The following is a 22,880-nucleotide window of genomic DNA, read 5'->3' on the forward strand; positions in this document are numbered from 1 at the left end:
CTTCGAGACTAGCGTCAGCATAAATACTCGTCAATCTCGTTCAAAGTAGTCGACCATGAAACGCTCAACCACGACCCTCGGGTTGCTCATTGCGGTTATCGCCGCAGCTAGCTTCGGGCTGTCTGGTGCGCTCATCAAGCCTGTGCTCGAAGCGGGGTGGAGTCCGGCCGCAGCAGTGACGGTTCGGGTGCTCATCGGCGGCGCGGTGTTGGCTCCCTTCGCGATCGTCGCCCTCAAGGGGCGGTGGATCGCGCTCTGGTACGCGCGCAGCCGGATCCTACTCATGGCCATTATCGGTGTCGCAGGCACCCAGCTCGTGTACTTCGCCGCTGTAGAACGCATTCCGGTGGGGATCGCAATTCTGCTCGAGTACATGGCTCCGCTGCTTCTCGTCGCATTCGCCTGGGTGACCACTCGCCGCATTCCCAAAGTGGTCGTGCTGATCGGCTCTGTGGTTGCGCTCGGCGGACTAATCCTCGTCGTGTCTCCTGAAGGCTCCGGTTCGCTTGACCCCATCGGCGTTATTTTCGGTGTCTGCGCTGCGGTCGGGGCCGCCGTCTACTACGTTGTGGCTGCCCGCACGAGCGAGGGTCTGCCGGCTGTTGCTCTCGCCGCTTCAGGCTTGCTGATCGGCGGCATCATCTTAGGCCTCGTAGGTCTCGTCGGGATCGTGCCGTTCGACATGCCGATGGTGGATGTCTCGGTGCTGGGTTTCGTGGCTCCGTGGTGGGTGCCGCTGCTCATCGTGGGTATCGTCGCGACCGGTATTGCGTATTCGACGAGCATTATGGCGAGCGAGATGCTCGGCTCCCGACTCGCCTCGTTCGTGGGTTTGCTCGAGGTTGTCTCTGCCGCAATCTACGCCTGGCTGCTGATCGGCGAGAACCTGTCGATTATGCAGTTCATTGGTGGGGCCCTGATTTTGGCGGGAATCGCGTTCGTCCGCTCCGAGAAGTCCGACGAGATCGGGGACTTCACGATTGAAGCGGAAGCTTTCCCGAGCGAAGATGACGAACCAACTTTGGCTCCAGCATCCGCGCCGCTCGAACCGGGTACCGATACGGTGCCGCTGCGCCACGTACAATCATCTGGTGGCTAAAGCTGAATTGATGGATTACGACAAAGCTCTCGAACTCTTTGAACCGGTTCTCGGTTTCGAAGTGCACGTTGAGTTGAATACGCAAACCAAGATGTTCTCGGATGCTCCGAACCCGGCTGCGGCCGGTGCGGAGCATGGTGAACCGAACACCATGATCACTCCGGTTGATCTCGGTTTGCCCGGCAGCCTGCCTGTCGTCAACGAAGAGGCGGTCAAGTATTCGATCTCGCTGGGGCTCGCTCTTGGCTGTGAGATCGCGCCAAGTTCGCGCTTTGCCCGCAAAAACTATTTCTACCCTGACTTGGCGAAGAACTACCAGATCAGCCAGTTCGATGAGCCGATCGCGTTCAACGGTTCGGTCGAGATTGAGCTTGAGAGTGGTCGCACGATCACTGTGCCGATTGAGCGAGCCCACATGGAAGAAGACGCAGGCAAGCTCACTCACGTGGGTGGCTCGACAGGTCGTATCCAGGGCGCTGAGTACTCGCTGGTTGATTACAACCGCGCTGGTGTTCCGCTCGTCGAGATCGTCACGCACATGATTACGGGTGCTGAAGCGGATGCTCCCGAAGTCGGCAAGGCTTACGTCTCGGCTATTCGCGACATTGTTCGTTCGCTGGGCATTTCTGAAGCACGCATGGAGCGCGGCAACTTGCGTTGTGACGCCAACATTTCGTTGAGCCCGCGTGGTTCCGGAAAGCTGGGCACGCGCACCGAGACCAAGAACGTTAACTCGATGCGCAGCGTCGAGCGCGCGGTTCGCTACGAAATTCAGCGTCAGGCCGCCATTCTCCACAAGGGCGGCACGATCATCCAAGAGACTCGTCATTGGCACGAAGACACCGGAGTCACGAGCGCGGGTCGTCCCAAGAGCGACGCTGATGATTACCGGTATTTCCCTGAACCCGATCTTCTTCCGGTTGAGCCATCGGCTGAGCTGATTGCGGAGCTGCGCGCGGCTCTTCCTGAGCCCCCTGCCGAGCGCCGTAAGCGCCTGCAAGAGGCTTGGGGTTTCACTGACCTTGAGTTCCGCGATGTCAACAATGCGGGGCTGTTCAGCGAGATTGAGGCGACCGTTGAAGCGGGCACTACGGCTGCTCAGGCGCGCAAGTGGTGGACTGGCGAGATTGCACGACTCGCGAACATTCAGGGGGCTGACGCAAGTTCGTTGATTAGTCCCGTGGATGTTGCGGCTCTCGTGTCGCTCATCAACGATGGTGTTCTCAACGACAGTCTGGCCCGCCAGGTTCTCGAGGGTGTTATTGCGGGCGAGGGTTCTCCTGCCGAGGTTGTGGAGAGCCGCGGACTCAAGCTCGTGTCTGACGATGGCCCGCTGATCGCCGCCATCGATGAAGCTCTTGCTGCTCAGCCCGATGTTCTTGCGAAGATCCGCGAGGGCAAGGTGCAGGCTGCTGGCGCGGTTATTGGTGCTGTGATGAAGGCGATGAAGGGTCAGGCCGATGCTGCTCGCGTTCGGGAATTGGTCTTAGAGCGCGCTGCTACTGCCTAGCGATTGCAGCGAACTGCGCTGGGTGTTGCTCGAGCGTCAGTTGTAGGCAGTACCGTTGAGGCATGTCTGAAACTGCCGAGCTTGTCGTCGAGATCCATGTTCCTCTTACCGCTGACACTGAGGTAGCGGAGGGCGAAAGCCGCTTCCCATGGATCGAATCACTCGTGGAGTTCACGAGCGAACTCGATGAGGGTGGCGAGGTATTCGTCGTGGAAGAGGGCGACGTTTTCAATGACGCCTATGTCATCGTGATTACGGGTGCTGACGAGTCAACGCTGATGGGTGTTGCGAATCGTGTCGCGAACCTGCCGGGCATTCCTACGGGTGTCTTTGCGGTGCAAACGGATGCTGATGCTGACGAACTCGGTCAGGGCACTGTTGTCGAGATTTCGTAGCGGCCAACTACTCCAACTTAGTCAAATTTGTTGGTTTTGAGCTTCGCCGGGCGTACACTGAAAGAGCGCCGCAGCCGCCAGTAAGTGCGCGTGACTGAGTCACCGCCCTGACGAGGGACGATCCGCCCCGTCTGCAGTAGCTTCGTACTACTGAAGAGCACAACACCATGACGAGCAATACCCCGGTGGGCACCCCCACGAGTCCTATTCCTATCCCCGTTCCCTCCAGCATTTTTTCGCCGCAGGTGATGTGGACAACGATTGGCGCTTTTGCGCTGATTTTCTTAGGAGCATTCGAGACCCTCGCGGTCACGACGATCATGCCGACGATCAGTCGCGATCTGGATGGCCAATCGCTCTACTCTGTCGCGTTCTCGAGCACCCTCGCCGCGAGCGTCATCGGAATGGTGTTAGCGGGCCAATGGTCGGACCGTACCGGACCTGCCAAGCCGTTGGTTGCCGCCATGGTGGTGTTTATGACGGGCCTGCTCGTGGCCGGATTCGCCGGAACGATGGGTATTTTTATCGTCGGGCGCTTCATGCAGGGGCTGGGTTCGGGCGCGCTAATAGTGGCGCTGTATGTCGTCGTTGCCCGCCTCTATCCCGCGGTTCTGCATCCGAAGATCTTTGGGCTCTTCGCTTCTGCGTGGGTACTGCCTTCGTTAATCGGACCACCGCTCGCCGGGGTCGTCGCTGAGCAAATTAGTTGGCACTGGGTGTTTTTCGGGGTCGTTTTTCTCGTGATCGCCGCGGGCGCTGCTATCTTGCCAGCGGTACGTGTGTTGCTGAGTCAACCAGCGACGACGGGAGAGAAGTCATCCGGCAAGCGTGCCGTCGCCTGGGCGCTCGTGGTCGCCGTTGCCGTCATGGGCATCAGCTTGGGCGGTGAACGGGAGGGGCCGCTCGCGTGGCCCTTGGCGATTGGGGCATTCGTTATTGCCATTATCGCGCTGCGCCCTTTGCTGCCTGCCGGGGCGCTAAAGTTCCGACGCGGGCTTCCCGCGACGATCGTGTTGCGCGGTGTCTTTGCGGCCGCTTTCTTCTCCACGGAGGTGTATTTGCCGTACCTTCTCAACGAACGCTACGGCTTGCCGGCGTGGGCTGCCGGTCTCATCCTCACGGTCGGCGCAGTGTCGTGGGCCACTGGTTCGGCCCTGCAGGGGCGTTTGCCGGAGTCGGTGTCGCATAGTCGGGTAGTTGTGCTCGGTTCACTGCTGTTGAGCGTCGGTATTGCTACTCAGTTCATTACGGCGTTCTTCACGCTCCCGCTCTGGATCGCCGCCGCTGGTTGGCTTGTCGCCGGTGCGGGAATGGGCGTCACGTTCCCGCGGCTTTCTACGCTGGTGCTTAGCCATTCGAGCGTTCGCGATCAGGGCTTCAATAGTGCTGCATTGTCGATAGCGGATGCTGCGGGCGGCGCGGTCGCGATTGCCTTCGGCGGTCTCGTTTTCGCCGCGGTTGGCGGACTCGTGAACGGCGCCGGATTCGTCGCAGCTCTGGGCTTGGCTGCGGTCTTGGCTGTAGCGTCCATTCCTGTAGCGCTGCGGGTGCGCATACGCTGACATTGCGTTCGCGCTGACGGCAACGCTCCTGAATTCGGCCGATCAGGGCCAGGCGGGCAGGTGCGAGTCGCCCAATGTTAAGCAGTGTGTCGGGCTATTACGTCACACTCGCACCTTGGTGGAGGATTGAGATTACCGTCTCCCCATGACACTTCTCAGCTCTGCATCCACGTCCACCGATATCGCCACCGACCGCGCCGCTCGACTTACTGCTGCGGGAGCAGCATGGAGCTCGCGCATCGCGGCGAAGCCGGCCGCTGCTGAACTCACCTATGCCGTGACGGGTAAGGGTGAAGGCTCTGTCGGCACTGTTCTCAAAGCCGGTAAGCATGTCTTCCACATTGATGAGCCGGAGGGGCTTGCCGGAGATGACCTCGCCGCGAGCCCTGTTGAGATCGCGCTCGGAGCGCTGATCGCGTGCCAGGTTGTCGTCTTTCGTCTTTATGCTCAGGCCCTCGATATTCCCTTCGACGATATCTCCGTGAAGGCTGAAGGTGACCTCGACGTGCGCGGCCTGTTCGGAGTTGATGAGAACGTACGCAATGGCTTCGGCTCAATTCGGCTCAACATCACAATCACCGGGCCAGAGTCACAAGAACGCTATGAGGAGCTTCGCGATGCAGTTGATGCGCACTGTCCCGTGCTCGACTTGTTTGCGAACCCCACGCCGATCACGAGCCAACTCGTCAAGGGCTAGCAGCCTTCGGCACGCACTTACGTCTCTCTGGTGTGCCAATCAGACCACCGATAGGCTGCAAACATGAGCCGTACTTTCGAACGTGGTCCTTGGATTCGCCGGCGGTCGAGCAAGGCCGGTGTCATCGCTCTCGCACTCGGCGTCATTGCTGGGCTCATCTGGACACTCAGCCCGTGGCCAGCGACTCTTATGATTCGAGCCCTTTTTGACAAGGATGCTGCCTCGACCGTCGACGAGATGGAGCGCTACGCCACCGACGTGCCCCTGACTGAATCGCTCGACGAGCAGTACGGCGATTCTGGTACGAATACCTCTTTCGATGTCTACTCGCCGGCTGGTTCAACTGGACCCCTCACTACAGTCGTCTGGATTCACGGCGGAGCATGGATTTCGGGGGATAAGTCGAATGTCGCCCCGTATGTTCGCAAACTTGCTGCTGAGGGTTTCACAGTCGTCGCAGTGAACTACACAGTGTCGCCGGAGGCGATCTATCCCGCGGCGATCACTGAGCTCAATGAGGCACTCGCGTATCTCCTCGACAACGCTGATCGGCTGCGAATTGATCCAGACAACATCGTGTTCGCAGGGGACTCAGCGGGTTCGCAACTGAGTGCACAGCTCGCTACAGCCATCACTAATCCCACGTTCGCGTCAACCATGGGAATGACGCCAAGCCTCTCTGCAGATCAGCTTCAGGCTGTCGTACTCAATTGCGGCATTTACGACGTTAGCGGCATCCCGAACGCGCCCGGGCTTGGCGGCTGGGGATTCCGCGTAGCGTTGTGGGCCTATATCGGTGTGAAGGATTGGTCGAACACCCCGGGTGGGGAACAGATGTCGGTCATCGACGACGTGACGGCAGAGTTTCCGCGCACGTGGATCTCGGGAGGCAACGCCGACCCGCTCACGGCTACGCAATCGGTGCCGTTCGCTCAGAGGCTAACCGAGCTGGGCGTCGAGACGACAACACTGTTCTATCCGGACGATCAGGTCGAGCAGTTGCCGCATGAGTACCAGTTCCACCTTGACTTCGAGCAAGCTCGTTCTGCCTTTACGTCTACAGTGCAGTTTCTGCACGGCATCAACCAATAACGCTCACTGGCTGGAGTTGGCATTCCCGTCACGCCTCGCACCAAAGAGATAGCCTCAAAGCATGAAGCCTGCGTTCGAATTCACCTCTGAACTGACGCCGTGGGCGTCCAAACCGAGCGTGCACTTTCTGCAGGTGCCGCCGGATGTCGGTGTCGAGATCAAAGACATTCCCACGCCCCCGCGCGGTTTCGGCGCAGTCGCAGTTGAGGTCACTATTGGCGCAACAACGTGGAAGACGTCGATTTTTCCCAACGGAAGTCCCGCCGATAGCTTTTTCTTGCCCGTCAAGGCCGCTGTGCGGCGCGCTGAAGACTTAGAAGCTGGGGACACGGCCGACGTGACGCTTCAGCTGCTCTAGCGCCGGGAACGCCCATAGCGTCGTGATGGCCTCGTCGCTCGACGAACCCGGTGTCTACGCGGGCCACACCCCAATGATCAGCGCCATGATCACGATCGTGACGAATTCGTGGCTCACATTGAGAACGGTGAGTCCGTTGGGGCGTCCATCAAACTGATCGTGAGTGATGAATCGAGCAGCGGTGAATCCGCCCCACAGCACGATGCTGGTGAGCAGAGAGTTCACAAAGAAACTGCCGCCGTAAAAGTCGAACGCGATAAAAGCTGCGCCGGCGAGAACCCAGGCCGTGATGAAACTGACGATCACGGTCACGACGATCGGTCGGATGGCATCCGCAGCATTTCCCGTCGGCGTGATGCCAGCGGCTTTCATCCAGTAGTTGCCGAACACTCGCGGTGAATACCAGACGGTGCCGACGATCATGCTCGAGAGAGTCGCAACTATTACGGCGATGTAGTTAATTTCGGGAACCATGGCAGCCTCCGGTTGATAGTGGTGGCCGAATCATACTCTTCGAAAACTCAGCCGGTAATGCTCTCTTCGAATCTCTGAACTGGGTCATACCAGCCCTGCTCGAGAACATAACTTTGGAACTGCTTGTCGAGACCCAGGATCACGGCAAGGCCGACGATAATCACGAGCACTCCGATGACGCGCTTGAAGACACCGTTGGGGTTCGCGAGCCAACCCAGTTTTCTCGCGAAGGCCTGGCCTAAGAACGCGATCAGGAGTAGGGCAATGGCGAGACCAAGTGCGTACACGACGATATAGAGCAGACCCTCGCTAAACGAGACGGGAAGCACTGTCGCGAGTATGAGTGCGTAGGTGGGGGAGCAGCTGCTGAACGTGGGACCGAGGGCGGCTCCGAGAATCACATCTCCGCCGAGGCCGCCGCGGGAGTACGACCGGTTCAGCGCCTCGTTGGTTCGATTCTGGATACCCGTGGCCAGCATGAAACGCTCCCAGAGCGCCGGGAACAGCAGAGTGAGGCCGAAGATGATGAGGATGCCGCCAGCGATTATCTGCCACACCAATTGTGGAATTCCCAGGAGCGCGGTTGTCGCCTTAAGAAGCAACGTGAAGAGGATGACCGAGCCAGCCAGACTCACCGCGATAACGACGGGACGAAACCATTGCCGCTCGGCAACGGTGTCGTCACTGCTCGTGCGTGCGATCGAACCGCCCACGATCACCGGGAGCAGGGGAAGCACGCAGGGGGCCGCGACCGTGAGGACTCCCGCAACGAACGAGAGAAGAAGGAGACTGAGCATTGCGGTCTAGTTGAACGCGGTGAGAACGGCGTTCAGCGTCGGCTCGGCATAGGCAACAAAGTTGTCGTTAACTTTCTCTCCGCTGGAATCGACCTCAACGAATGTTGTTTGCTGAGTCACCCCGTATTTGGCGCGGAGGTCCTGATTCGTGTCGTAGTCGACTTTCACGATTGTGATACCCGAGGGAACACCCGAGGCCTTGATGTCGCCATCTGCAGAAACGCACTGTGGGCACCACGTGGCGTGGAAGAACAGGAGGACACGGCCATCGGCATCTGCGATGGCGCTCGGGCTGTAATCGACGTAGGCACCGCCCCCATCGTTGACGGGCGCTGCGCTCTCGTCTGTGACGGCGGAGTACTCCGACGAGGGAGAGCCGCCGGTCGATGCCGGGGAGTCGTTTGCATCGTTGGAGTTCTGGACTGCGACAATCGACACGGCTGCGATGACGATGACGGCGAGTGTGACTACGACCGCGACAATTCGCGTGTTCATGCCCTCTAGTAACGCACGGCATCGTTCGCAACGATTGTCGGGAGCGAAATTTTGAGCCTATACCCAGACTTCAGCAGTGTGCGAATACAACTTGAGTTCGCCAAAAGTGAGCGCGCCGGTGAATCGTGCCCGCGTGTAGGGGAGCAAAACCATGAGGGCCGCCCCTGCCTTGTGCTCGATACGAACCTCAATTGCGTCTGACTTCATCGATGTGATGCGAGTGTTTGAGATGATCGCGCTACACCGAGAGATTGCTGCCAATTGGCGCAACTGCGTCACGGTCTGAGCGATGAGGGCGTTGGCATCCAAGTGTTTTTTCTTGAGCGCTTCATCAGCCGACATCTCGAGCACTCGTCCGGTCGCATCGGTCATGAGTGCGAACGTCATGAACTCGCTGGCGTGACTCAAATGATTGCGCGCCACATTGAGCGACGAGTCGAGTATTCGATCAACGTCAGCCTGCTGCTCGGCGTTGAGCGCGTCCCTCCACGATTTCATATCCAAACCGTAGCGAGTCAGATGGCCCCTTGTCCCGCGAAGCGCCCAAATCACCCGCGTTTTGGTGTCATGGCTGGTTTTGCTCAGTCGTGCTCGATTGCCCCGTTTTTCCCGATGCAACATCGTGCTGCGCTAACGTCGGATCACGGAAAAAGCTCAGCTCGGCGGGCACGACGTGCACATTGTCTCGTCGACGGGATTCAGCGTCGAAGTGTGCAGGGTTTTTACCGCTAAGGCATTCGCACATGCTGTGCCGCTGCAGCAAGCGTCGAGACGTCAGGGTGATACTGGGAATAGAAATTCGACCGAGAATACGTTGTAGAGGTATCGAGCAGAGAGTGCAAAATGACGGCACGGATTGACACACTGATCGTCTTGGGCGCGGGCGGAGACCTTACATCTCGGCTGCTGTTGCCCGGGCTCGCCTCCTATCTGGCGAGCGACGACGCTCACTCGCTCACTCTCGTTGGAGTCGATCGTCAAGAGATGGATGACTCGAAGTGGCGTGCGCGAGTGGCTACCTCATTCGCGGGCACCGTTTCTTCCGCGGCTGACGCCGTGGCGAGTGCGTCGCACTACGTTCAGGCCGATGTCACTGACCCGGACGCCTTGCGCGACCTGATCTCGTCGGCGTCGGGTCGCGTGGCGCTGTATTTCGCTCTGCCGCCGGCGATCGCGCAAAAAGTTGTGTCGGTCTTGGCGACAGTGACGTTGCCCGAGGGAATCGTGCTTGCGCTCGAAAAGCCGTTCGGTAGTGATGAGGCGAGTGCTCGTGATCTCAACCGTCTGCTGCAGACCATTGTTCCTGAAGAGCAAGTTTTTCGGGTTGATCATTTCTTGGGCAAGTCGACTGTGCTGAACCTGTTGGGACTCCGTTTCGCGAATCGGGTCTTTGAGCCGCTATTGGCTGCGCCAAACGTGGCGAAGGTGGAGCTCATTTTTGATGAGGCTCTCGCATTGGAAGGGCGCGCGGGCTATTACGACCATGCGGGTGCCGTCGTCGATATGATCCAGAGCCATTTGTTGCTGGTGCTCGCCCTCACAGCTATGGAGCCGCCAGCGAGCGTGAGTTCGGAAGATTTGCGCGGATCGATGGCACAGGTGCTCCGCGCGACTCGCGTGCAATCCGTGGATGGCACGTGTGCGCGTCGCGCCCGCTACACGGCGGGAACCATCGGCGACCGTCGTCTCCCGGCCTACGTGGACGAAGAGGGTGTTGACGCTCAATTGGGCACTGAAACCCTCGCCGAAGTAACTTTTGAGATCGATAACTGGCGCTGGGCCGGCGTTCCCTTTGTGCTGCGTTCGGGTAAAGCGCTCGGAGATGCGCGTCAAGATATCGTCATTACTTTCGCGCCAGTGCCGCATTTGCCCAACGGGCTGACGGGTAGCGCGGAGCCTGCCAAGCTTACGATTTCCATCAAGCCGGCGACGCTCGAACTCGACCTCATCATCAATGGTGAGGGTGACCCATTCACGCTCGACCGAACCCAGCTGACGACAACTCTCGGCGACGCCGCGATGAGTGCCTATGGTGAGGTCATCGCGTCGCTCATCGACGGCGATCCTGTGCTTTCTGTGCGGGGCGATGTCGCCGAACAGTGTTGGCGCATTGTGGCGCCTGTGCTTGACGCGTTTCGCAACGATCGAGTTCCTCTTGAGGAATACCCCGCAGGGTCGACGGGGCCCGAAGCATGGAGCACGTCGTGACCGGCAGCATGGAACGTGCGGTGATCGCTCGTGCAAGCGCGCTCACGCGAGCGAGCGCTCGTCAGGCTTATGAACTATCGGGTCCGCTGGATCCGACTGAGTTTTATCCCCGGTTCGGCCCGCTACCGGCAGTCGTCGCGGTATTAGACCAGTCGGGTTCCTGGGACACCGTCGGCCGCACCCGTCGTTTGGTTCTCTCCGACAGCGGCCACGTCGTTGAAACGATCACCGACACGGAGCTGCCGAGCTTCTTCGCCTACGAACTCGCCGACTTTCAGAAGCTGTTCGGGATGCTGGTCTCCGGTGCCCGCGCAGAGTGGCGTTTCGACGACAGCATCCCCGGTGCCCGCATCTCGTGGAGTTACACCTTCTTCGCTAAACCGGCCCGCCGCTGGATCGTGTGGCTCATTGTTCGCCTCTGGTGGGGGCGCTACATGCGCCGCGTTTTGCCGCCCATCGCGCGTGAGATTGAGCGGCTCGCCGCGAACTAAGTCAGCTCAGTTACTGAATCGTTGTGTGATTGTGAGCCGTTCACACCCGGTACGCATCGTTCTCACAACTTGCACGAAGTTGCACTTGTGACAATGTTGGTATGTTCCGATCGAGATTCGCAGTTGCCGCCGCGGCCGCGCTGTATTTCGCCGCTTTGGCGAGTCTCGCTTTCGTGATTGCGCCAGGCGGTGATGATCGTTTCTGGTTATGGAAAACCATCGCCTTTATCCCCGTCGGGCTGTTTCTTGTCGGTATGTTTGGCCGACGCCGATGGTGGGCTGCACTCGCCTTCAGTATCGTCGCGGGAGCGTGGCTAGAAGCGGCGCAAACCGTGTGGATGCCCGCAGGCTATGCAAGTGTCGTCGACATTCTGCTCGCCAGTATCGGAGCGGGTATCGGTGTTTCAGTGGCTGTGGTCGTCGCGATACTGCGCGAACATGCCGAAAGCCCCGCACGTCGGCGCGCGACGCCCACCACGAACCTCGCGACCACTCGTCGCGCCTCCGCCGGCAACGCTGCAACACCACTTAACCTCGATCGGTGACTGACGACCGCTACTCCCACGACGTTCTCGCCGATTTCAGCATCCAGCGAGGCCCCGCTGTGCTTCCGAAAGTGCCAATCGAGCCCGGCATGGTTATTGAAGTGTTGGCCGACGGCTACGTGGGCGCGCTCGTTCGTTTCACCGATGGCCTCATGGAACTCGAAGATCGGAGCGGCCGCTCGCGCGCCTTTCCGCTCGGCAGCGGCTATTTGATCGATGGTGTTGCTGTGGAGTTGGTCAAACCAGCTCCTAAAGTCGGTGCGGCTGCCACTCGCAAGACAGCGTCAGGTTCATTCGCGGCGCCTGAGCAGCGCGCTCGCACGGCTCTCGCGAGTCGCATTTACGTCGAGGGGCGCCACGACGCTGAGCTCGTAGAAAAGGTCTGGGGAGACGACTTACGCGCCGAGGGAGTTGTCGTCGAGTTCCTCGGCGGCATTGATGACCTCGAAGCGATCGTCGCGGACTTTGCGCCTACCTCCGAACGCAAGCTGGGCATCCTCGTCGATCATCTTGTTGCCGGGTCGAAGGAGAGCCGGATTGCAGAAGCCGTGGGGCGCGGCAAGTATGGCAAGCACGCGCTCGTGGTCGGGCATCCATTTGTGGATGTCTGGCAGGCGGTCAAACCTCACAGTCTCGGAATCACTGCCTGGCCCACCGTGCCGCGCACGATCGAGTGGAAGCACGGAATCTGCGAGGCGTTTGGGTGGCCGCACGCGGATCAAGCCGACATCGCGCGGGCGTGGCAGTTTATCCTCTCGAAAGTGAAGAACTACGGCGACCTTGAGCCTGCGCTGCTCGGACGGGTCGAGCACTTGATCGACTTTGTGACGGTCGACCAAGACTCCTAGCGATAATCGCGTCGACCCTTCTAGTCGAGCTGAGGGAGCACTTCGCGAGCGAGAAAGTCGAGCTGGTCCAGGTCGTGGAAATCCATGACCTGAAAGTACACACGGGTGAAGCCGAGTGTTTTCAGCTCAGAGATCTTGTCGACCACTTCGCTAGCTGTGCCCGCAAAGCCGGTGTGGCGAAGATTTTCGGCCGTGCTGTTCGCCGCAGTGGCCCGCGTATCGATCTGAGCTTCCGTAGCGCCGACGGCTGTTGTGCCCGCAATCGAGAGTACGAGCGTTGACGGGTCTCTGTCGATCATTTCACAGGCCGCCTGAACGCGGTCGAGGCGTTCTTTGAGCGGGGCAACCGTTGCAAACCCCGCGTTGTACTCGGCGGCGAATGTGGCTGTCAGCGCGGGGGTGCGGCTCGGGCCGCTGCCTCCGATGATGATCGGCAGCGGGCTCTGAACCGGTTTGGGCAGCGCGGGGGACTGGGTCAGGGTGTAGTGCTTTCCCTCATAGGAGAACATTTTCCCCGGTTCGGTGCCCCAGATGCCCGTAATCACGTCGAGCTGTTCTTCGAGCAGCCCGAATCGTTTGGCAGGAAAAGGGATTCCATAGGCTTCGTGTTCACGCTCGAACCAGCCGGTGCCCAGACCCAGCTCGATCCGCCCGCCAGACATATCGTCGACTTGAGCAACCTGAATCGCCAGAATTCCCGGATGCCGGAAGGTCGCCGATGACACGAGCGTGCCGAGCCGAATGGTGGACGTCTCGCGCGCAAGCCCCGCCAAGGTCGTCCACGAGTCAGTCGGTCCAGGAATGCCACCGTTGCGGTCATCCATCGTCAGATAGTGGTCCGATCGAAAGTAGCCGGTGAACCCGAGTGACTCAGCTGCTTGCGCCAGCGTGAGCTGATCGGTGTAGCTCGCGCCGTTCTGAGGTTCGGTAAAGATGCGGAAGTCCATCGTCTGAGCCTATTGATGATTAGACTGGGAGGCGAACACGGGAGTCCGGTGAGCCGGGCTGAGAGGGAGCTTCTCCAAGCTTCGACCGTCGAACCTGATCTGGATCATGCCAGCGCAGGGAGCAGACACTCTTGAAACCCGTGCCATTCACTAGTGAAAGGCACGAAAGTGACCACAACAGCATCATCCTCGTCAACTACTCGCCCATCGACTCCGGGATCGCGTTTTCAGTGGCGCGTCATCGATATTGTCGTCGCCAGCGTCATCGGTGTTGCGAGCGGACTGATCTTCGTCATCTGGAACGTTGCGTCGACGCCGGCGCTCGCTCCGTTCTCTGCGCTCCTGCCGGGCCTGCAAGCAATCGGCGGGGGTTTTTGGCTGTTCGCCGGTGTGCTCACGGCCCTCGTCATCCGCAAGCCTGGTGCGGCCATCTACGGCGAAGTTGTCGCGGCATCCGTCTCTGCGCTCATCGGCAACCAGTGGGGCCCCCTGACGCTCGTGAGTGGCGTCACGCAAGGTCTCGGCGCTGAGCTCGTGTTCGCGGCATTCCTCTACGCCAACTGGCGGGTGAGCGGTGCCATTCTCGCCGGTGCTGGCGCCGGGCTTGCCATGGCCATGACCGACCTCATCCTCTGGTACCCCGGCTCGGCACTGCCGTTCATCCTGATTTACACCGCTGCTGCCATCGTCGGCGGAATGCTGATCGCAGGCCTGCTGTCGTGGCTTGCCACTCGAGGGCTCGCAGCAACCGGAGCGCTCAACCGTTTCGGTGCCGGTCGTGAGATTGCGAAGCGAGTCTGAGCTCCGTCACTCCTGCTGGCGTCACCGTAGAAGGATGGGGGTGGCGCCACTCCAGCAGGCTCGCCTGGGCAGTGCGCGGCCTCGATCTGCGCATCGAACCGGGCGAACGAGTGCTTATCTTGGGGGAGTCCGGGGCAGGAAAGTCGACATTCCTCCACGCCCTTGCCGGGGTGGTCGGTGACGACGAAGGGGAGTCAGAAGGTTCCCTTCTCGTAGATGGCCAGCATCCGGCATCCATTCGCGGTCGCACTGGCCTGGTGATTCAAGACCCCGACAGCCAGGTGATTCTGGAGCGCGTTGGTGACGACGTCGCATTTGGGTGCGAAAACCTCGGGGTGCCGCGCGACGAGATCTGGCCACGAGTGCGCCACAGTCTCGATCAGGTCGGGCTCGACGTTGCCTTGGATCGAAACACGAGTGCGCTCTCCGGCGGGCAGAAGCAGCGGCTTGCGCTCGCCGGTGTGCTTGCCATGCGGCCGGGACTCATCGTGCTCGATGAACCCACCGCCAACCTTGATCCCGAAGGAGTCACCGAAGTTCGGGATGCCGTGATCAGGGTTGCTGAAGCGACCGGCGCAACCATTGTGGTTGTCGAGCATCGCGTGTCGGTGTGGAGCGATGTTGTCGACCGAATCGTTGTGCTTGCCGCCGGTGGGGGCGTCATCGCTGACGGAGCGCCAGCGGAAGTGCTTTCGCGCCAAGGTGAAGAGCTTGCCGCGCGCGGGGTCTGGATTCCGCAGTTTCCGCCACCGCGACCTCAACGCTCAGTGCGGGCAGAGCAGCACACGCTCCTCACAGCAGACCGACTCGCATTCGGCCGCGCCAATAAAGCCATCGGAATCCCGTTCGACCACGAAATTCTTAGCAGTCATGCCCTCGCTATCACTGGACCGAACGGCGCGGGAAAATCCACCCTCGCGTTGACACTCGGCGGGCTACTCGCACCGGTAGACGGTGCTGTGGTCGCGAACCCTGCACTCGCGAAGGGTGCTGGCGTGCATCCGATTCGGTGGAAGTCTCGCGAACTACTCACGCGCATCGGCACCGTTTTTCAAGATCCAGAGCATCAGTTGCTGACGAGCACGGTCCGCGCCGAACTTGAAGTTGGCCCGCGGGCGCTGAAACTTTCCGCCGCTGAAACGCGCGACAGAGTAGATGAACTACTCACGCGTTTGCGCCTCGACCGGCTAGCTGAAGCAAACCCATTCACCCTCTCTGGTGGCGAGAAACGTCGTCTCAGCGTCGCTACAGCCCTTGCTACGCGCCCTCCAGTGCTCGTGCTCGACGAACCAACCTTCGGCCAAGATTCCCGCACGTGGAGTGAACTTCTTGCACTCCTTGCCCAGCTAGTGGATGACGGCAGCAGCGTCATCGCCGTCAGTCACGATCGTGAGTTCCTCGACGCGCTCGCAGACTCTACGGTGGTGCTCACGTGATCCCCATCACGGCCGTGAATCCCGTAGCCAAGCTAGGAGCGGGGCTCATTGTGAGTCTCTTCCTGATCGTCACGATCGACTGGGTCTCTGCGAGTACTGCGCTTGTTCTCGAACTAGCGATTATTGCTTTCCTCGGCATTGAGCCACGACGTTTCTGGCTTCGTACCTTGCCGGTGTGGATCGCCGCACCGCTCACCGCTCTCACCATCCTCCTGTACGGCCGCTACGAGGGCGAGGTCTACTTCGAGTTCCTTCTCATCCGTATCAGCGATGGCTCGATCGAGCTTGCGCTGGCGACCTTCCTGCGGGTGCTCGCTATCGGCCTGCCCGCCGTTGTGCTCTTCATCTCTATTGATCCCACGGACTTCGCCGATGGTCTCGCACAGCGGCTTCGGTTGCCCGATCGTTTTGTTCTCGGCGCGCTAGCGGCAGTGCGGATGGTCGGCCTCTTCGTGGAGGATTGGCGCTCGCTAGAACGTGCCCGGCGCGCTCGCGGTGTCGCTGACCGCGGCAGGATCCGTCGCCTTTTCGGGCAAGCGTTCGCCTTGCTTGTGTTATCGATCCGACGCGGAAGCAAGCTCTCTATTGCGATGGAAGCACGGGGTTTCGGCGGCGCAACGTCCCGCACGTGGGCACGCGAATCGCACTGGGGCGGTGCCGAGTGGCTCACTCTTCTCGTAGGTGTAGCTATCGGCATTGCCGCTACCGTTGTTGCTGTGCTTACGGGAAGTTGGAATCTCATTGTCAGTTGATTCTGCCGAGCCCTGTTCGCCGCTCCCAGTTGCGCGTTCCCTCGCGCCTTCGTCAGGAGGATCTGAAGTGCGTGGCTTGCCTTCGCCGCGTTGGCGCTGTCTCATCGACGGGCGCTCCGGTTCAGGCAAGACCGAGCTCGGGCGAGCGATGGCTGCAGCTTGGCCCGAGGTTCAACTCGTCAAGCTCGACGATTTCTATCCAGGGTGGGACGGGCTGGATGCCGCTAGCGCCCTTGTCCCTCGCATCCTCACGCAACTGCGCTGGCGAGAGTGGAACTGGGTTAAAGGTTCGCCCGGCCAGTGGCACGAGCTGGATGCCCGGCGCCCCATTGTGATCGAGGGAATCGGGTGTCTCAGCCGCGCCTCGAAGCCCCTTGTCGACCACAGCATCTGGGTAGACCTTGACGACGAGGCACGCAAGAAGCGCGCGCTCGACAGAGATGGAGACACCTATGCTCCGCACTGGGACCGGTGGGCTCGGCAAGAGCTGAGCTTCATCGAACGCGAAAAACCGCGAGAGTTAGCGGACGAGATTGTTGACGGAGTCGATATCTCTCGGTGGTTTGACCGACGCTAGCTAGCCTTTGCCCAGATCTGGATGAGGTCGGTTCCCCGCGGGTTGATCGTCATGACGTCAGCCTCACACGTAAGGATGAGCCCGACAACGTCATCGAAGTCGCTGCGCGGGATGGTGTAGGCCAGCTCTTCAACGGGCTCATCAGCGATAGTCGCCGAGGTTTCTACGGTGTAGTCCGAGACATCCCAGTTTTGGGGGATCGCCACGTCGACGTTGATGAGCGCTTTGCCCTTGACGGTGCCCGTGTACGACTGCGTAATGATCATGGTCTGGTCTTTTTTGGGCTCGGCTGTGATCGTGAACACAAGATCAGACTCGATCGTGACCGCGCCGTTTTTGTCCCAGGTGAGGGTTTGTCCTCCGCTGGGTTCTACTGCCTTGGCAGGAACGTCTTCAGAGGGCAACGACGCGAGAAGTTTCTCAGAAAGATCAGCGGTGTCGAGCGACCACGTGTGACCCTGCGCGCACACTTCCATAGCGGTAGGCGGCTCGCTGGTATCGGCAGGTTCGATCAGGGCGCAACCGGTCAACACCAGCATGATCGCAGGGGCTACTGCCAACGCACTCGCGCGCTTGCTCGAAATCATCAATCCTCCTGAGGTTCGTGACACTCACGAAATCCTACGCGTTCATGACCGCAAGACTGCTCAACGACAGCTAGGCCCAGCCGAGTTCGTTCAATTGCTCGTCGTCGATGCCGTAATAGTGGGCGATTTCGTGCACGAGCGTGATGTGGATCTGTTCTTTGAGGTCGTCTAGCGATTCGCTGACAGCCAGAAGTGGCTCCCGAAACAGGATGATGCGATCGGGGAGTTCACCGAAGCCATATTGTCCGCGTTCGGTGAGGGCAACACCGTCGTAGAGACCGAGTACCGAGAGGGAGCCATCTTCAGGGCGGTTCTCGGTCACGAAAACAACGTTGTCGAGCCCCTCGACGATCTCGTCGGAGAGCGCATCAAGTTCGTCAACAACGAGTGCCTCAAACTCTTCCTCGTTGAGGTTCTCCATGACTACACCTTGCCAGTAGTAGCGTGCTGAGCGTGAATTGCCGACTTGGTGTTTAGTCACGCTGCGACTTGTCGCTAAATAAACGTGTCGTTAAATAAAACAGTGGCTTGGCTATGCGCGAGATTACGCGTGCCAAACCACTGTTTTCTTGGGGTGAACGACGGGGCTCGAACCCGCGACATCCGGCTCCACAAGCCAGCGCTCTACCAACTGAGCTACGCCCACCAAGGTTGTCTTTCACCTTTCGGCGAGAAGCAACTCTACTAGTGTATTACAGCCGCGAGGCGAATCCGTCCACTACGTCAGCAGAAATTGCTTGAACTTGCTCTGTGGTCGGTCCTGGTTCGCCAACAAACACTGCTTTTCGGTAGTAATCCAGCTCACGGATCGATTCCAGAATGTCCGCCAGTGCACGGTGTCCGCCATCTTTCGAGGGGGCATTGAAGTAAACGCGCGGGAACCAACGCTTCGACAATTCCTTGATCGAAGAAACATCGACACTGCGGTAGTGGAGGTGCGTATCAACGCTCGGCATGTATTTCGCCAAGAATGTGCGGTCGGTGCCGATCGTGTTTCCTGCCATCGGCGCAGTGCGCGGGTTCGGCACATGCTGCCGGATGTAGTTGCTCACCGTAGCTTCTGCTTCGGAGAGAGAGACGCCATGAGGCATTTCTTCAATGAGGCCGCTCGAGGTGTGCATTGCGGTGACAAACTCGCCCATATTGTCGAGGGCCGCTTCGCTTGGCTTGATGACGATCGTCATTCCCTCATCGACGGGAACGAGGTCGTAGTTGGTGATCACGACCGCAACTTCGACGAGTTCGTCGATTTCGACATCCAACCCCGTCATCTCGCAGTCGATCCAAACCAGATAATCAGCGTGTGATGCCATGTGTTGATTCTACCGCCGATGAAATGTCACCAGCGTTCGCCCACTCTTGTCTGCTAAACCTGAGGGTATGAGCGAAACAACTCCCACACTCGCGCACGGCGACGAGTACATCGTGTTCTTTGTTGGCGGTCCTTACAACGGCCAGAACGATACGCGCATTGCAACCGAAGCAGGATGGGATGATTATGTGACCCTGATCGCTGCAGATGCCGAAGGCTCGGAGACGCAATTGCGTTACGACTCCCCGGTAGCGAAGCAGGTCGGCGATAAAGTCCACGTGACCTACACGTGGGATCAGGCCGATAGCGAACCTCTGGAAGACCTTGACGAACGAAACGACCTCTAACAGCACCACCAGTGAACAGCCAACGGTGCTGTTCTTTTCGTCTGCTTTTTGTGATCCGTGTGCAACGGCGCGTCGCACCCTCGATGAGGTGGCGCGCCTTGTGCCCGCGGTCACCTATGCCGAATTGGATGTCGCACGTGAGTCCGATCGAGCCGAGCAGGCCGGAATCACGTCGACTCCGACGATCGTGATTATCTCGGCGGAGGGCGAAGAAGTGTTTCGCGCTCAGGGTGCGCCGACGCTCAACCAGATGCTTGTGGCGCTCGCGAAAGCTGTATAGCGGTCGACACGCTATCGTTTAAGCCGTATACCCCGCCCTCGTAGCTCAGGGGATAGAGCAGGAGCCTTCTAATCTCTTGGTCGCAGGTTCGAATCCTGCCGAGGGCACCCGCAACAAAGGGGACGGTCGCGTGACTAACAAGCCGAACAAGACTGCTGTGACAGCGGTGAGGGTCGAGGAGTTCATCGCTGAGATTCCCACTGATCGTCGCCGTGCCGAAGCAGAAACTCTCGTGGAGATCTTCTCTCGAGCATCCGGCCAGCCCGCCGTAATGTGGGGTTCGTCGATTGTTGGATTCGGCTCAAGCCATTATCGCTACGCCACTGGGCGTGAAGGCGACACCGCCACGATTGGTTTCTCTCCCCGTAAGGCGAAGATCTCGTTTTACACGGCGCGCAATTTTCGTGAGTTCCCTGATCTCTTAGAACGCCTCGGGAAGCATGAGCTTGCCGTGGGCTGCCTCTACGTCACAAAGCTTGACGATGTCGATCTTGCAGTTCTCGAAGAACTGCTGACGCGCAGCTACGAGGTAGGGCGTTTCGATTACGATGCTGAGGCAGAGGCAACTGAACGGTGGAGATGATTTCTCGCAGCAGGGGCGGTTTGCGTCTAGCCAGGCTCGCTGTCGTCGTCTCGATTTTGCCAGTGGTGTTGGTTGTGGCTGGATGCAGTTCGGGCCCCGAACCAACGGTCGCTACTTTTGAGGTTGCTGGCGGGGAACAATTCAGGATCGAGTTGGCCACTCCGGAGCTAGTGGAGCACGCCAAAGGATTGCTGGCGGGGGAGAGCCTCGCGGCAATCCCCAACGGCGTTGTCGTGCGCGGTGATTCGAGCGTGAATGCGCCGTGGTCGTGGCACATTGATCCGGCAACCTTAGAATTCGCGAACGTCACAATTGAAGTGTGTGATGGAATACCGCAGCATGTCGAAGATGAGATCGTCACTTCAGACCGGTTTTGTCCGTGGTCGGCTCGTGTCGTCGCGGTTGAAGGACCCGACGCCTAACGCGCGAGGCCCTTTCGCCGGCTAGTTGCGGTCGGTGGTGACGACTACCGTTGGCGTGGTTTCTGGCGCCTTCTGCGCGGAATCTGAGGTCGTGCTCGACGGTGTTGACGGTGCTGAACTCGCAGTCGACGGTGCTGGTTTTGCTGCGCCTTCTGCTGCCTGCCGTGAAGCCCACTCTTGCTGCTTCACTACGAGTTCGTCTTCGGCTTCGCCTGTTTCGTACTTCCAACTCGTGAGGTCTTGTGAAAAGAGTTTCTTGGCGCGGCCGGGGCGAGCCTGCCACTCAATGAGTCCGTCTTGCAGCTCTGCCAAGTCTTGCTCGGCCTGGAAGCTGTAATTGACCGAGTTCTTTTTCATGGCGGCGAGCTTGTGCGCAGCCCAGTCGGCGGCAATGTTTGCGCCCTTGAGGGGGAGGAGTCGCACTCGAACTTCTGCTTCGCTCGCTTGGTGATCGACGTGTTCTTTTTCGCCAGCGGAGAGAGTGCTCCAGACGGCGGCGCGGCGGCCAGAAGCGATGAGTGCTGCGACGGCGGCTGCTTTTGCTTGGCGATCTTGCTGAGCAATGAGGCGACGCAGCGACGAGCGCGCGATCATGCCGACAATGATTCCTCCGACAACTATCGCCAGGAAAGGCACGAGCGCACCCGTAACGAATGTCCACCCCTGATCGGAGTTAAACCAGTCAATGAGATCGTTCCACCACTCAAGAATCATGTTGGCACTGTAACCCCGCTACGCACTGCAGACGCAGAGCGACAGGCGCGTCCCATCAAAACCGGAAGATATCCAAAGCATCATCGATCGTCCAGAAATCTCCGAGCGGCAAGAAGCGGCGTTGCCGCTGCAGCATGCGCTTGGCCTGATACCGCGAACCGGCAGCCGAGGCCCAGCGGTGCACGTAACCCAACACCTCTCCGTCGGGGCGGGTGATGCGCCACAAATCGTCGTTCAGTTGGACTGTCACGATCCCCGAGCGGATTGATTGCGCGGGGCCGGCAAAGTCGAGAGTGGTCATGGGGAGCTCCTTCAGTCGCTGGGCACGAGTATCGAGTAGTTCGAATATATGTTCGAACACTGACATTGTGCTGTTGGGCTCCACGACCGCGGCAAGCGCAGGGGCCGGGCTCCGCGCATGGTGCGCTGAACCCGGCCCCTGCCGCTGCTGTGTGTCGACTACCGAAGAGTCGTGCCGTCGACCGCAAGCGGCTCGATAGCGGCGAGTTCGTCATCCGTCAATGCTGGTCCTTCAAGGGCTGCAAAGTTGTTCTCCAGCTGAGCAACACTGCTTGCGCCGACGAGAGCCGACGTGACCTGCGGATGGCGCAGCACCCACGTGAGAGCAAGCTGCGCGAGACTTTGCCCACGCTTCTGAGCAATCTCGTTGAGGGCGCGTACACGCTGGAGGTACGTGTCGCTGAGCGGACCCGGCTGGAGCCAGCGGCCCTCAGCGGCACGCGAACCGTCAGGGATCGTGCCATCCATGTATCGGTCAGTAAGAAGCCCCTGAGCGAGCGGGGAAAATACAATGCTGCCGGCGCCGATTTGATCGAGAACGGGGAAGAGCCCGTCTTCGATGTGGCGATCGAACATGTTGTAGCGGGGCTGGTGAATGGTCAGCGGGATGCCATATTCAGCGAGTGCCTCGTGAGCAGCAAGCGTCTGCTCGGGGTTGTAGTTCGAAACCCCCACGTAGAGCGCCTTGCCGGAGTTGACCGCGGTTGCGAGGGCACCCATGGTCTCCTCGATGGGGGTCTCGGGGTCAGGGCGGTGGTGGTAGTAGATGTCGACGTAGTCGAGACCCATCCGGTCGAGGCTCGCGTCGAGTGAGGAGATCAGATACTTGCGCGATCCGAAGTCTTGATAAGGACCTTCGCCCATTGTGTAGCCGGCTTTGGTCGAGACAATCATTTCGTCGCGGTACGGCTCGAAGTCGTCGGCGAAAATCTCGCCGAAGTTTCTTTCTGCTGCGCCGATCTCGGGGCCGTAATTGTTCGCGAGGTCGAAGTGCGTTATTCCCAGGTCGAAAGCGCGGCGAAGAATGGCGCGCTGCGTCGCTTGCGGGCGATCGGCACCAAAGTTGTTCCACAATCCGAGAGAGATTGCGGGAAGTTTGAGGCCACTGTGACCTACACGGTGGTATTCGGTGGAATCGTAGCGGTGGGGTGAGGCGTCATAAGGCATGCGTTCAGCATATGCCCAGCAACTGAGGGAACACGGAGCGTTGAATGAGCGTTGTATGAGACATCCAGCCCAAGAAAGTAGGCT

General features: G+C 59.6%; 30 protein-coding genes, 2 tRNA genes and 1 riboswitch. Of the genes, 20 read left to right on the forward strand and 12 right to left on the reverse strand.

The window, feature by feature from the left end; genetic code table 11:
- Positions 1 to 55 precede the first annotated feature (55 nt).
- From AACZ26_RS06000 to AACZ26_RS06030, 7 genes are all read left to right on the forward strand, one after another.
- The gene (locus AACZ26_RS06000; protein ID WP_339619915.1) at positions 56 to 1,099 is read left to right on the forward strand and encodes a DMT family transporter; all 1,044 of its coding nucleotides are present in this window, start codon (positions 56 to 58) and stop codon (positions 1,097 to 1,099) included.
- Positions 1,092 to 2,609, forward strand: a complete 1,518-nt coding sequence (gene gatB, locus AACZ26_RS06005) for an Asp-tRNA(Asn)/Glu-tRNA(Gln) amidotransferase subunit GatB (RefSeq protein WP_339619917.1) — start codon at positions 1,092 to 1,094, stop codon at positions 2,607 to 2,609. Before AACZ26_RS06000 ends, gatB begins: the two co-directional genes overlap by 8 nt.
- A gap of 62 nt (positions 2,610 to 2,671) precedes the next feature.
- Positions 2,672 to 3,004, forward strand: a complete 333-nt coding sequence (locus tag AACZ26_RS06010; protein WP_339619919.1) for a glutamyl-tRNA amidotransferase — start codon at positions 2,672 to 2,674, stop codon at positions 3,002 to 3,004.
- A 167-nt stretch (positions 3,005 to 3,171) separates the two neighbouring features.
- The gene (locus tag AACZ26_RS06015; protein WP_339619922.1) at positions 3,172 to 4,566 is read left to right on the forward strand and encodes an MFS transporter; all 1,395 of its coding nucleotides are present in this window, start codon (positions 3,172 to 3,174) and stop codon (positions 4,564 to 4,566) included.
- Positions 4,567 to 4,711: 145 nt separating this feature from the next.
- Positions 4,712 to 5,263 (forward strand): OsmC family protein, encoded by a 552-nt coding sequence (locus AACZ26_RS06020; protein WP_339619924.1) that lies wholly within the window; start codon positions 4,712 to 4,714, stop codon positions 5,261 to 5,263.
- Positions 5,264 to 5,326: 63 nt separating this feature from the next.
- Positions 5,327 to 6,355: an alpha/beta hydrolase gene (locus tag AACZ26_RS06025; protein WP_339619925.1), complete on the forward strand. Its 1,029-nt coding sequence runs from the start codon at positions 5,327 to 5,329 to the stop codon at positions 6,353 to 6,355.
- 61 nt (positions 6,356 to 6,416) lie between these two features.
- Complete coding sequence (locus AACZ26_RS06030) at positions 6,417 to 6,713, forward strand: DUF1905 domain-containing protein (RefSeq protein WP_339619927.1); 297 nt, start codon at positions 6,417 to 6,419, stop codon at positions 6,711 to 6,713.
- 54 nt (positions 6,714 to 6,767) lie between these two features.
- On the opposite strand, the gene AACZ26_RS06035 is transcribed toward AACZ26_RS06030, so the two are convergent.
- Genes AACZ26_RS06035 through AACZ26_RS06050 form a run of 4 tightly spaced genes read right to left on the reverse strand, consistent with a single transcriptional unit; the run spans position 6,768 to position 8,977 of the window.
- Entirely contained in the window at positions 6,768 to 7,187 is a 420-nt protein-coding gene (locus AACZ26_RS06035; RefSeq protein WP_339619929.1) for a DUF1761 domain-containing protein, read from the reverse strand.
- A 47-nt stretch (positions 7,188 to 7,234) separates the two neighbouring features.
- A complete protein-coding gene (locus tag AACZ26_RS06040) occupies positions 7,235 to 7,984 on the reverse strand; it encodes a cytochrome c biogenesis protein CcdA (RefSeq protein WP_339619930.1) in 750 nt (249 codons plus the stop codon).
- A gap of 6 nt (positions 7,985 to 7,990) precedes the next feature.
- Positions 7,991 to 8,479 carry a thioredoxin family protein gene (locus AACZ26_RS06045; RefSeq protein WP_339619931.1) on the reverse strand — a complete coding sequence of 163 codons (489 nt, stop codon included), beginning with the start codon at positions 8,477 to 8,479 and terminating at the stop codon, positions 7,991 to 7,993.
- A 57-nt stretch (positions 8,480 to 8,536) separates the two neighbouring features.
- Positions 8,537 to 8,977 (reverse strand): hypothetical protein, encoded by a 441-nt coding sequence (locus tag AACZ26_RS06050; protein ID WP_339619932.1) that lies wholly within the window; start codon positions 8,975 to 8,977, stop codon positions 8,537 to 8,539.
- 345 nt (positions 8,978 to 9,322) lie between these two features.
- Here AACZ26_RS06050 and AACZ26_RS06055 point away from each other — a divergent pair, with 345 nt between their 5' ends.
- The 4 genes from AACZ26_RS06055 (at position 9,323) to AACZ26_RS06070 (ending at position 12,571) form a co-directional block, all read left to right on the forward strand.
- Complete coding sequence (locus AACZ26_RS06055) at positions 9,323 to 10,687, forward strand: glucose-6-phosphate dehydrogenase (RefSeq protein ID WP_339619934.1); 1,365 nt, start codon at positions 9,323 to 9,325, stop codon at positions 10,685 to 10,687.
- On the forward strand, positions 10,672 to 11,178 hold the full coding sequence (locus AACZ26_RS06060) for an SRPBCC family protein (RefSeq protein WP_339619935.1): 507 nt from the start codon (positions 10,672 to 10,674) through the stop codon (positions 11,176 to 11,178). Before AACZ26_RS06055 ends, AACZ26_RS06060 begins: the two co-directional genes overlap by 16 nt.
- Positions 11,179 to 11,279: 101 nt before the next feature.
- Positions 11,280 to 11,723 (forward strand): VanZ family protein, encoded by a 444-nt coding sequence (locus AACZ26_RS06065; protein ID WP_339619936.1) that lies wholly within the window; start codon positions 11,280 to 11,282, stop codon positions 11,721 to 11,723.
- On the forward strand, positions 11,720 to 12,571 hold the full coding sequence (locus tag AACZ26_RS06070; RefSeq protein WP_339619937.1) for a DUF3097 domain-containing protein: 852 nt from the start codon (positions 11,720 to 11,722) through the stop codon (positions 12,569 to 12,571). The genes AACZ26_RS06065 and AACZ26_RS06070 overlap by 4 nt, the downstream gene beginning before the upstream one ends.
- A 20-nt stretch (positions 12,572 to 12,591) precedes the next feature.
- Here the strand turns inward: AACZ26_RS06070 and AACZ26_RS06075 are convergent, their stop codons facing one another.
- A complete protein-coding gene (locus tag AACZ26_RS06075) occupies positions 12,592 to 13,518 on the reverse strand; it encodes an LLM class F420-dependent oxidoreductase (protein WP_339619938.1) in 927 nt (308 codons plus the stop codon).
- Between the two features lie 27 nt (positions 13,519 to 13,545).
- A riboswitch (TPP riboswitch) is annotated at positions 13,546 to 13,656 on the forward strand.
- Positions 13,657 to 13,686: 30 nt separating this feature from the next.
- On the opposite strand from AACZ26_RS06075, the gene AACZ26_RS06080 reads away from it, so the two are divergent.
- The 4 genes from AACZ26_RS06080 (at position 13,687) to AACZ26_RS06095 (ending at position 17,084) form a co-directional block, all read left to right on the forward strand.
- Positions 13,687 to 14,319, forward strand: coding sequence for an ECF transporter S component (locus AACZ26_RS06080; protein WP_339619939.1), 633 nt, complete (start codon positions 13,687 to 13,689; stop codon positions 14,317 to 14,319).
- Positions 14,320 to 14,390: 71 nt separating this feature from the next.
- Positions 14,391 to 15,755, forward strand: a complete 1,365-nt coding sequence (locus AACZ26_RS06085) for an ABC transporter ATP-binding protein (protein WP_339619941.1) — start codon at positions 14,391 to 14,393, stop codon at positions 15,753 to 15,755.
- Positions 15,752 to 16,507 carry an energy-coupling factor transporter transmembrane component T gene (locus AACZ26_RS06090; RefSeq protein WP_339619942.1) on the forward strand — a complete coding sequence of 252 codons (756 nt, stop codon included), beginning with the start codon at positions 15,752 to 15,754 and terminating at the stop codon, positions 16,505 to 16,507. The genes AACZ26_RS06085 and AACZ26_RS06090 overlap by 4 nt, the downstream gene beginning before the upstream one ends.
- A 67-nt stretch (positions 16,508 to 16,574) precedes the next feature.
- Positions 16,575 to 17,084 (forward strand): ATP-binding protein, encoded by a 510-nt coding sequence (locus AACZ26_RS06095; RefSeq protein ID WP_339619943.1) that lies wholly within the window; start codon positions 16,575 to 16,577, stop codon positions 17,082 to 17,084.
- On the opposite strand, the gene AACZ26_RS06100 is transcribed toward AACZ26_RS06095, so the two are convergent.
- The 4 genes from AACZ26_RS06100 to orn form a co-directional block, all read right to left on the reverse strand.
- Complete coding sequence (locus AACZ26_RS06100; protein ID WP_339619946.1) at positions 17,081 to 17,671, reverse strand: hypothetical protein; 591 nt, start codon at positions 17,669 to 17,671, stop codon at positions 17,081 to 17,083. The genes AACZ26_RS06095 and AACZ26_RS06100 overlap by 4 nt on opposite strands.
- Before the next feature lie 70 nt (positions 17,672 to 17,741).
- The gene (locus AACZ26_RS06105) at positions 17,742 to 18,092 is read right to left on the reverse strand and encodes a metallopeptidase family protein (RefSeq protein WP_339620641.1); all 351 of its coding nucleotides are present in this window, start codon (positions 18,090 to 18,092) and stop codon (positions 17,742 to 17,744) included.
- Between the two features lie 149 nt (positions 18,093 to 18,241).
- Positions 18,242 to 18,317, reverse strand: a tRNA-His gene (locus AACZ26_RS06110).
- A 46-nt stretch (positions 18,318 to 18,363) separates the two neighbouring features.
- Positions 18,364 to 18,984, reverse strand: coding sequence for an oligoribonuclease (gene orn, locus AACZ26_RS06115; RefSeq protein ID WP_339619948.1), 621 nt, complete (start codon positions 18,982 to 18,984; stop codon positions 18,364 to 18,366).
- Positions 18,985 to 19,051: 67 nt separating this feature from the next.
- On the opposite strand from orn, the gene AACZ26_RS06120 reads away from it, so the two are divergent.
- The 5 genes from AACZ26_RS06120 to AACZ26_RS06140 all read left to right on the forward strand — a co-directional run bounded on the left by AACZ26_RS06120 (position 19,052) and on the right by AACZ26_RS06140 (position 20,615).
- Entirely contained in the window at positions 19,052 to 19,330 is a 279-nt protein-coding gene (locus tag AACZ26_RS06120; RefSeq protein WP_339619950.1) for an oligoribonuclease, read from the forward strand.
- A complete protein-coding gene (locus AACZ26_RS06125) occupies positions 19,308 to 19,610 on the forward strand; it encodes a thioredoxin family protein (RefSeq protein ID WP_339619952.1) in 303 nt (100 codons plus the stop codon). Before AACZ26_RS06120 ends, AACZ26_RS06125 begins: the two co-directional genes overlap by 23 nt.
- Positions 19,611 to 19,644: 34 nt before the next feature.
- Positions 19,645 to 19,717, forward strand: a tRNA-Arg gene (locus AACZ26_RS06130).
- 23 nt (positions 19,718 to 19,740) lie between these two features.
- A complete protein-coding gene (locus AACZ26_RS06135; protein WP_339619954.1) occupies positions 19,741 to 20,193 on the forward strand; it encodes a DUF1801 domain-containing protein in 453 nt (150 codons plus the stop codon).
- Positions 20,190 to 20,615 (forward strand): hypothetical protein, encoded by a 426-nt coding sequence (locus AACZ26_RS06140; protein WP_339620642.1) that lies wholly within the window; start codon positions 20,190 to 20,192, stop codon positions 20,613 to 20,615. Before AACZ26_RS06135 ends, AACZ26_RS06140 begins: the two co-directional genes overlap by 4 nt.
- Positions 20,616 to 20,636: 21 nt before the next feature.
- Here the strand turns inward: AACZ26_RS06140 and AACZ26_RS06145 are convergent, their stop codons facing one another.
- The 3 genes from AACZ26_RS06145 to AACZ26_RS06155 form a co-directional block, all read right to left on the reverse strand.
- Entirely contained in the window at positions 20,637 to 21,329 is a 693-nt protein-coding gene (locus tag AACZ26_RS06145) for a hypothetical protein (RefSeq protein WP_339619955.1), read from the reverse strand.
- 55 nt (positions 21,330 to 21,384) lie between these two features.
- Positions 21,385 to 21,630 carry a hypothetical protein gene (locus tag AACZ26_RS06150; RefSeq protein ID WP_339619956.1) on the reverse strand — a complete coding sequence of 82 codons (246 nt, stop codon included), beginning with the start codon at positions 21,628 to 21,630 and terminating at the stop codon, positions 21,385 to 21,387.
- Between the two features lie 158 nt (positions 21,631 to 21,788).
- On the reverse strand, positions 21,789 to 22,796 hold the full coding sequence (locus AACZ26_RS06155; protein WP_339619957.1) for an aldo/keto reductase: 1,008 nt from the start codon (positions 22,794 to 22,796) through the stop codon (positions 21,789 to 21,791).
- Between the last annotated feature and the right edge of the window lie 84 nt (positions 22,797 to 22,880).

This window comes from uncultured Salinibacterium sp. (assembly GCF_963974405.1).
Classification (GTDB): Bacteria; Actinomycetota; Actinomycetes; order Actinomycetales; family Microbacteriaceae; genus Rhodoglobus.

Bases quoted from the DNA above. Each gene is read 5' to 3' on its own strand.
- AACZ26_RS06000 (WP_339619915.1), top strand. From the start codon at position 56: ATGAAACGCTCAACCACGACCCTCGGGTTGCTCATTGCGGTTATCGCC.
- AACZ26_RS06010 (WP_339619919.1), top strand. From the start codon at position 2,672: ATGTCTGAAACTGCCGAGCTTGTCGTCGAGATCCATGTTCCTCTTACC.
- AACZ26_RS06015 (WP_339619922.1), top strand. From the start codon at position 3,172: ATGACGAGCAATACCCCGGTGGGCACCCCCACGAGTCCTATTCCTATC.
- AACZ26_RS06020 (WP_339619924.1), top strand. From the start codon at position 4,712: ATGACACTTCTCAGCTCTGCATCCACGTCCACCGATATCGCCACCGAC.
- AACZ26_RS06025 (WP_339619925.1), top strand. From the start codon at position 5,327: ATGAGCCGTACTTTCGAACGTGGTCCTTGGATTCGCCGGCGGTCGAGC.
- AACZ26_RS06030 (WP_339619927.1), top strand. From the start codon at position 6,417: ATGAAGCCTGCGTTCGAATTCACCTCTGAACTGACGCCGTGGGCGTCC.
- AACZ26_RS06035 (WP_339619929.1), bottom strand. From the start codon at position 7,187: ATGGTTCCCGAAATTAACTACATCGCCGTAATAGTTGCGACTCTCTCG.
- AACZ26_RS06040 (WP_339619930.1), bottom strand. From the start codon at position 7,984: ATGCTCAGTCTCCTTCTTCTCTCGTTCGTTGCGGGAGTCCTCACGGTC.
- AACZ26_RS06045 (WP_339619931.1), bottom strand. From the start codon at position 8,479: ATGAACACGCGAATTGTCGCGGTCGTAGTCACACTCGCCGTCATCGTC.
- AACZ26_RS06050 (WP_339619932.1), bottom strand. From the start codon at position 8,977: ATGAAATCGTGGAGGGACGCGCTCAACGCCGAGCAGCAGGCTGACGTT.
- AACZ26_RS06055 (WP_339619934.1), top strand. From the start codon at position 9,323: ATGACGGCACGGATTGACACACTGATCGTCTTGGGCGCGGGCGGAGAC.
- AACZ26_RS06060 (WP_339619935.1), top strand. From the start codon at position 10,672: ATGGAGCACGTCGTGACCGGCAGCATGGAACGTGCGGTGATCGCTCGT.
- AACZ26_RS06065 (WP_339619936.1), top strand. From the start codon at position 11,280: ATGTTCCGATCGAGATTCGCAGTTGCCGCCGCGGCCGCGCTGTATTTC.
- AACZ26_RS06075 (WP_339619938.1), bottom strand. From the start codon at position 13,518: ATGGACTTCCGCATCTTTACCGAACCTCAGAACGGCGCGAGCTACACC.
- AACZ26_RS06100 (WP_339619946.1), bottom strand. From the start codon at position 17,671: ATGATTTCGAGCAAGCGCGCGAGTGCGTTGGCAGTAGCCCCTGCGATC.
- AACZ26_RS06105 (WP_339620641.1), bottom strand. From the start codon at position 18,092: ATGGAGAACCTCAACGAGGAAGAGTTTGAGGCACTCGTTGTTGACGAA.
- orn (WP_339619948.1), bottom strand. From the start codon at position 18,984: ATGGCATCACACGCTGATTATCTGGTTTGGATCGACTGCGAGATGACG.
- AACZ26_RS06120 (WP_339619950.1), top strand. From the start codon at position 19,052: ATGAGCGAAACAACTCCCACACTCGCGCACGGCGACGAGTACATCGTG.
- AACZ26_RS06140 (WP_339620642.1), top strand. From the start codon at position 20,190: ATGATTTCTCGCAGCAGGGGCGGTTTGCGTCTAGCCAGGCTCGCTGTC.
- AACZ26_RS06145 (WP_339619955.1), bottom strand. From the start codon at position 21,329: ATGATTCTTGAGTGGTGGAACGATCTCATTGACTGGTTTAACTCCGAT.
- AACZ26_RS06150 (WP_339619956.1), bottom strand. From the start codon at position 21,630: ATGACCACTCTCGACTTTGCCGGCCCCGCGCAATCAATCCGCTCGGGG.
- AACZ26_RS06155 (WP_339619957.1), bottom strand. From the start codon at position 22,796: ATGCCTTATGACGCCTCACCCCACCGCTACGATTCCACCGAATACCAC.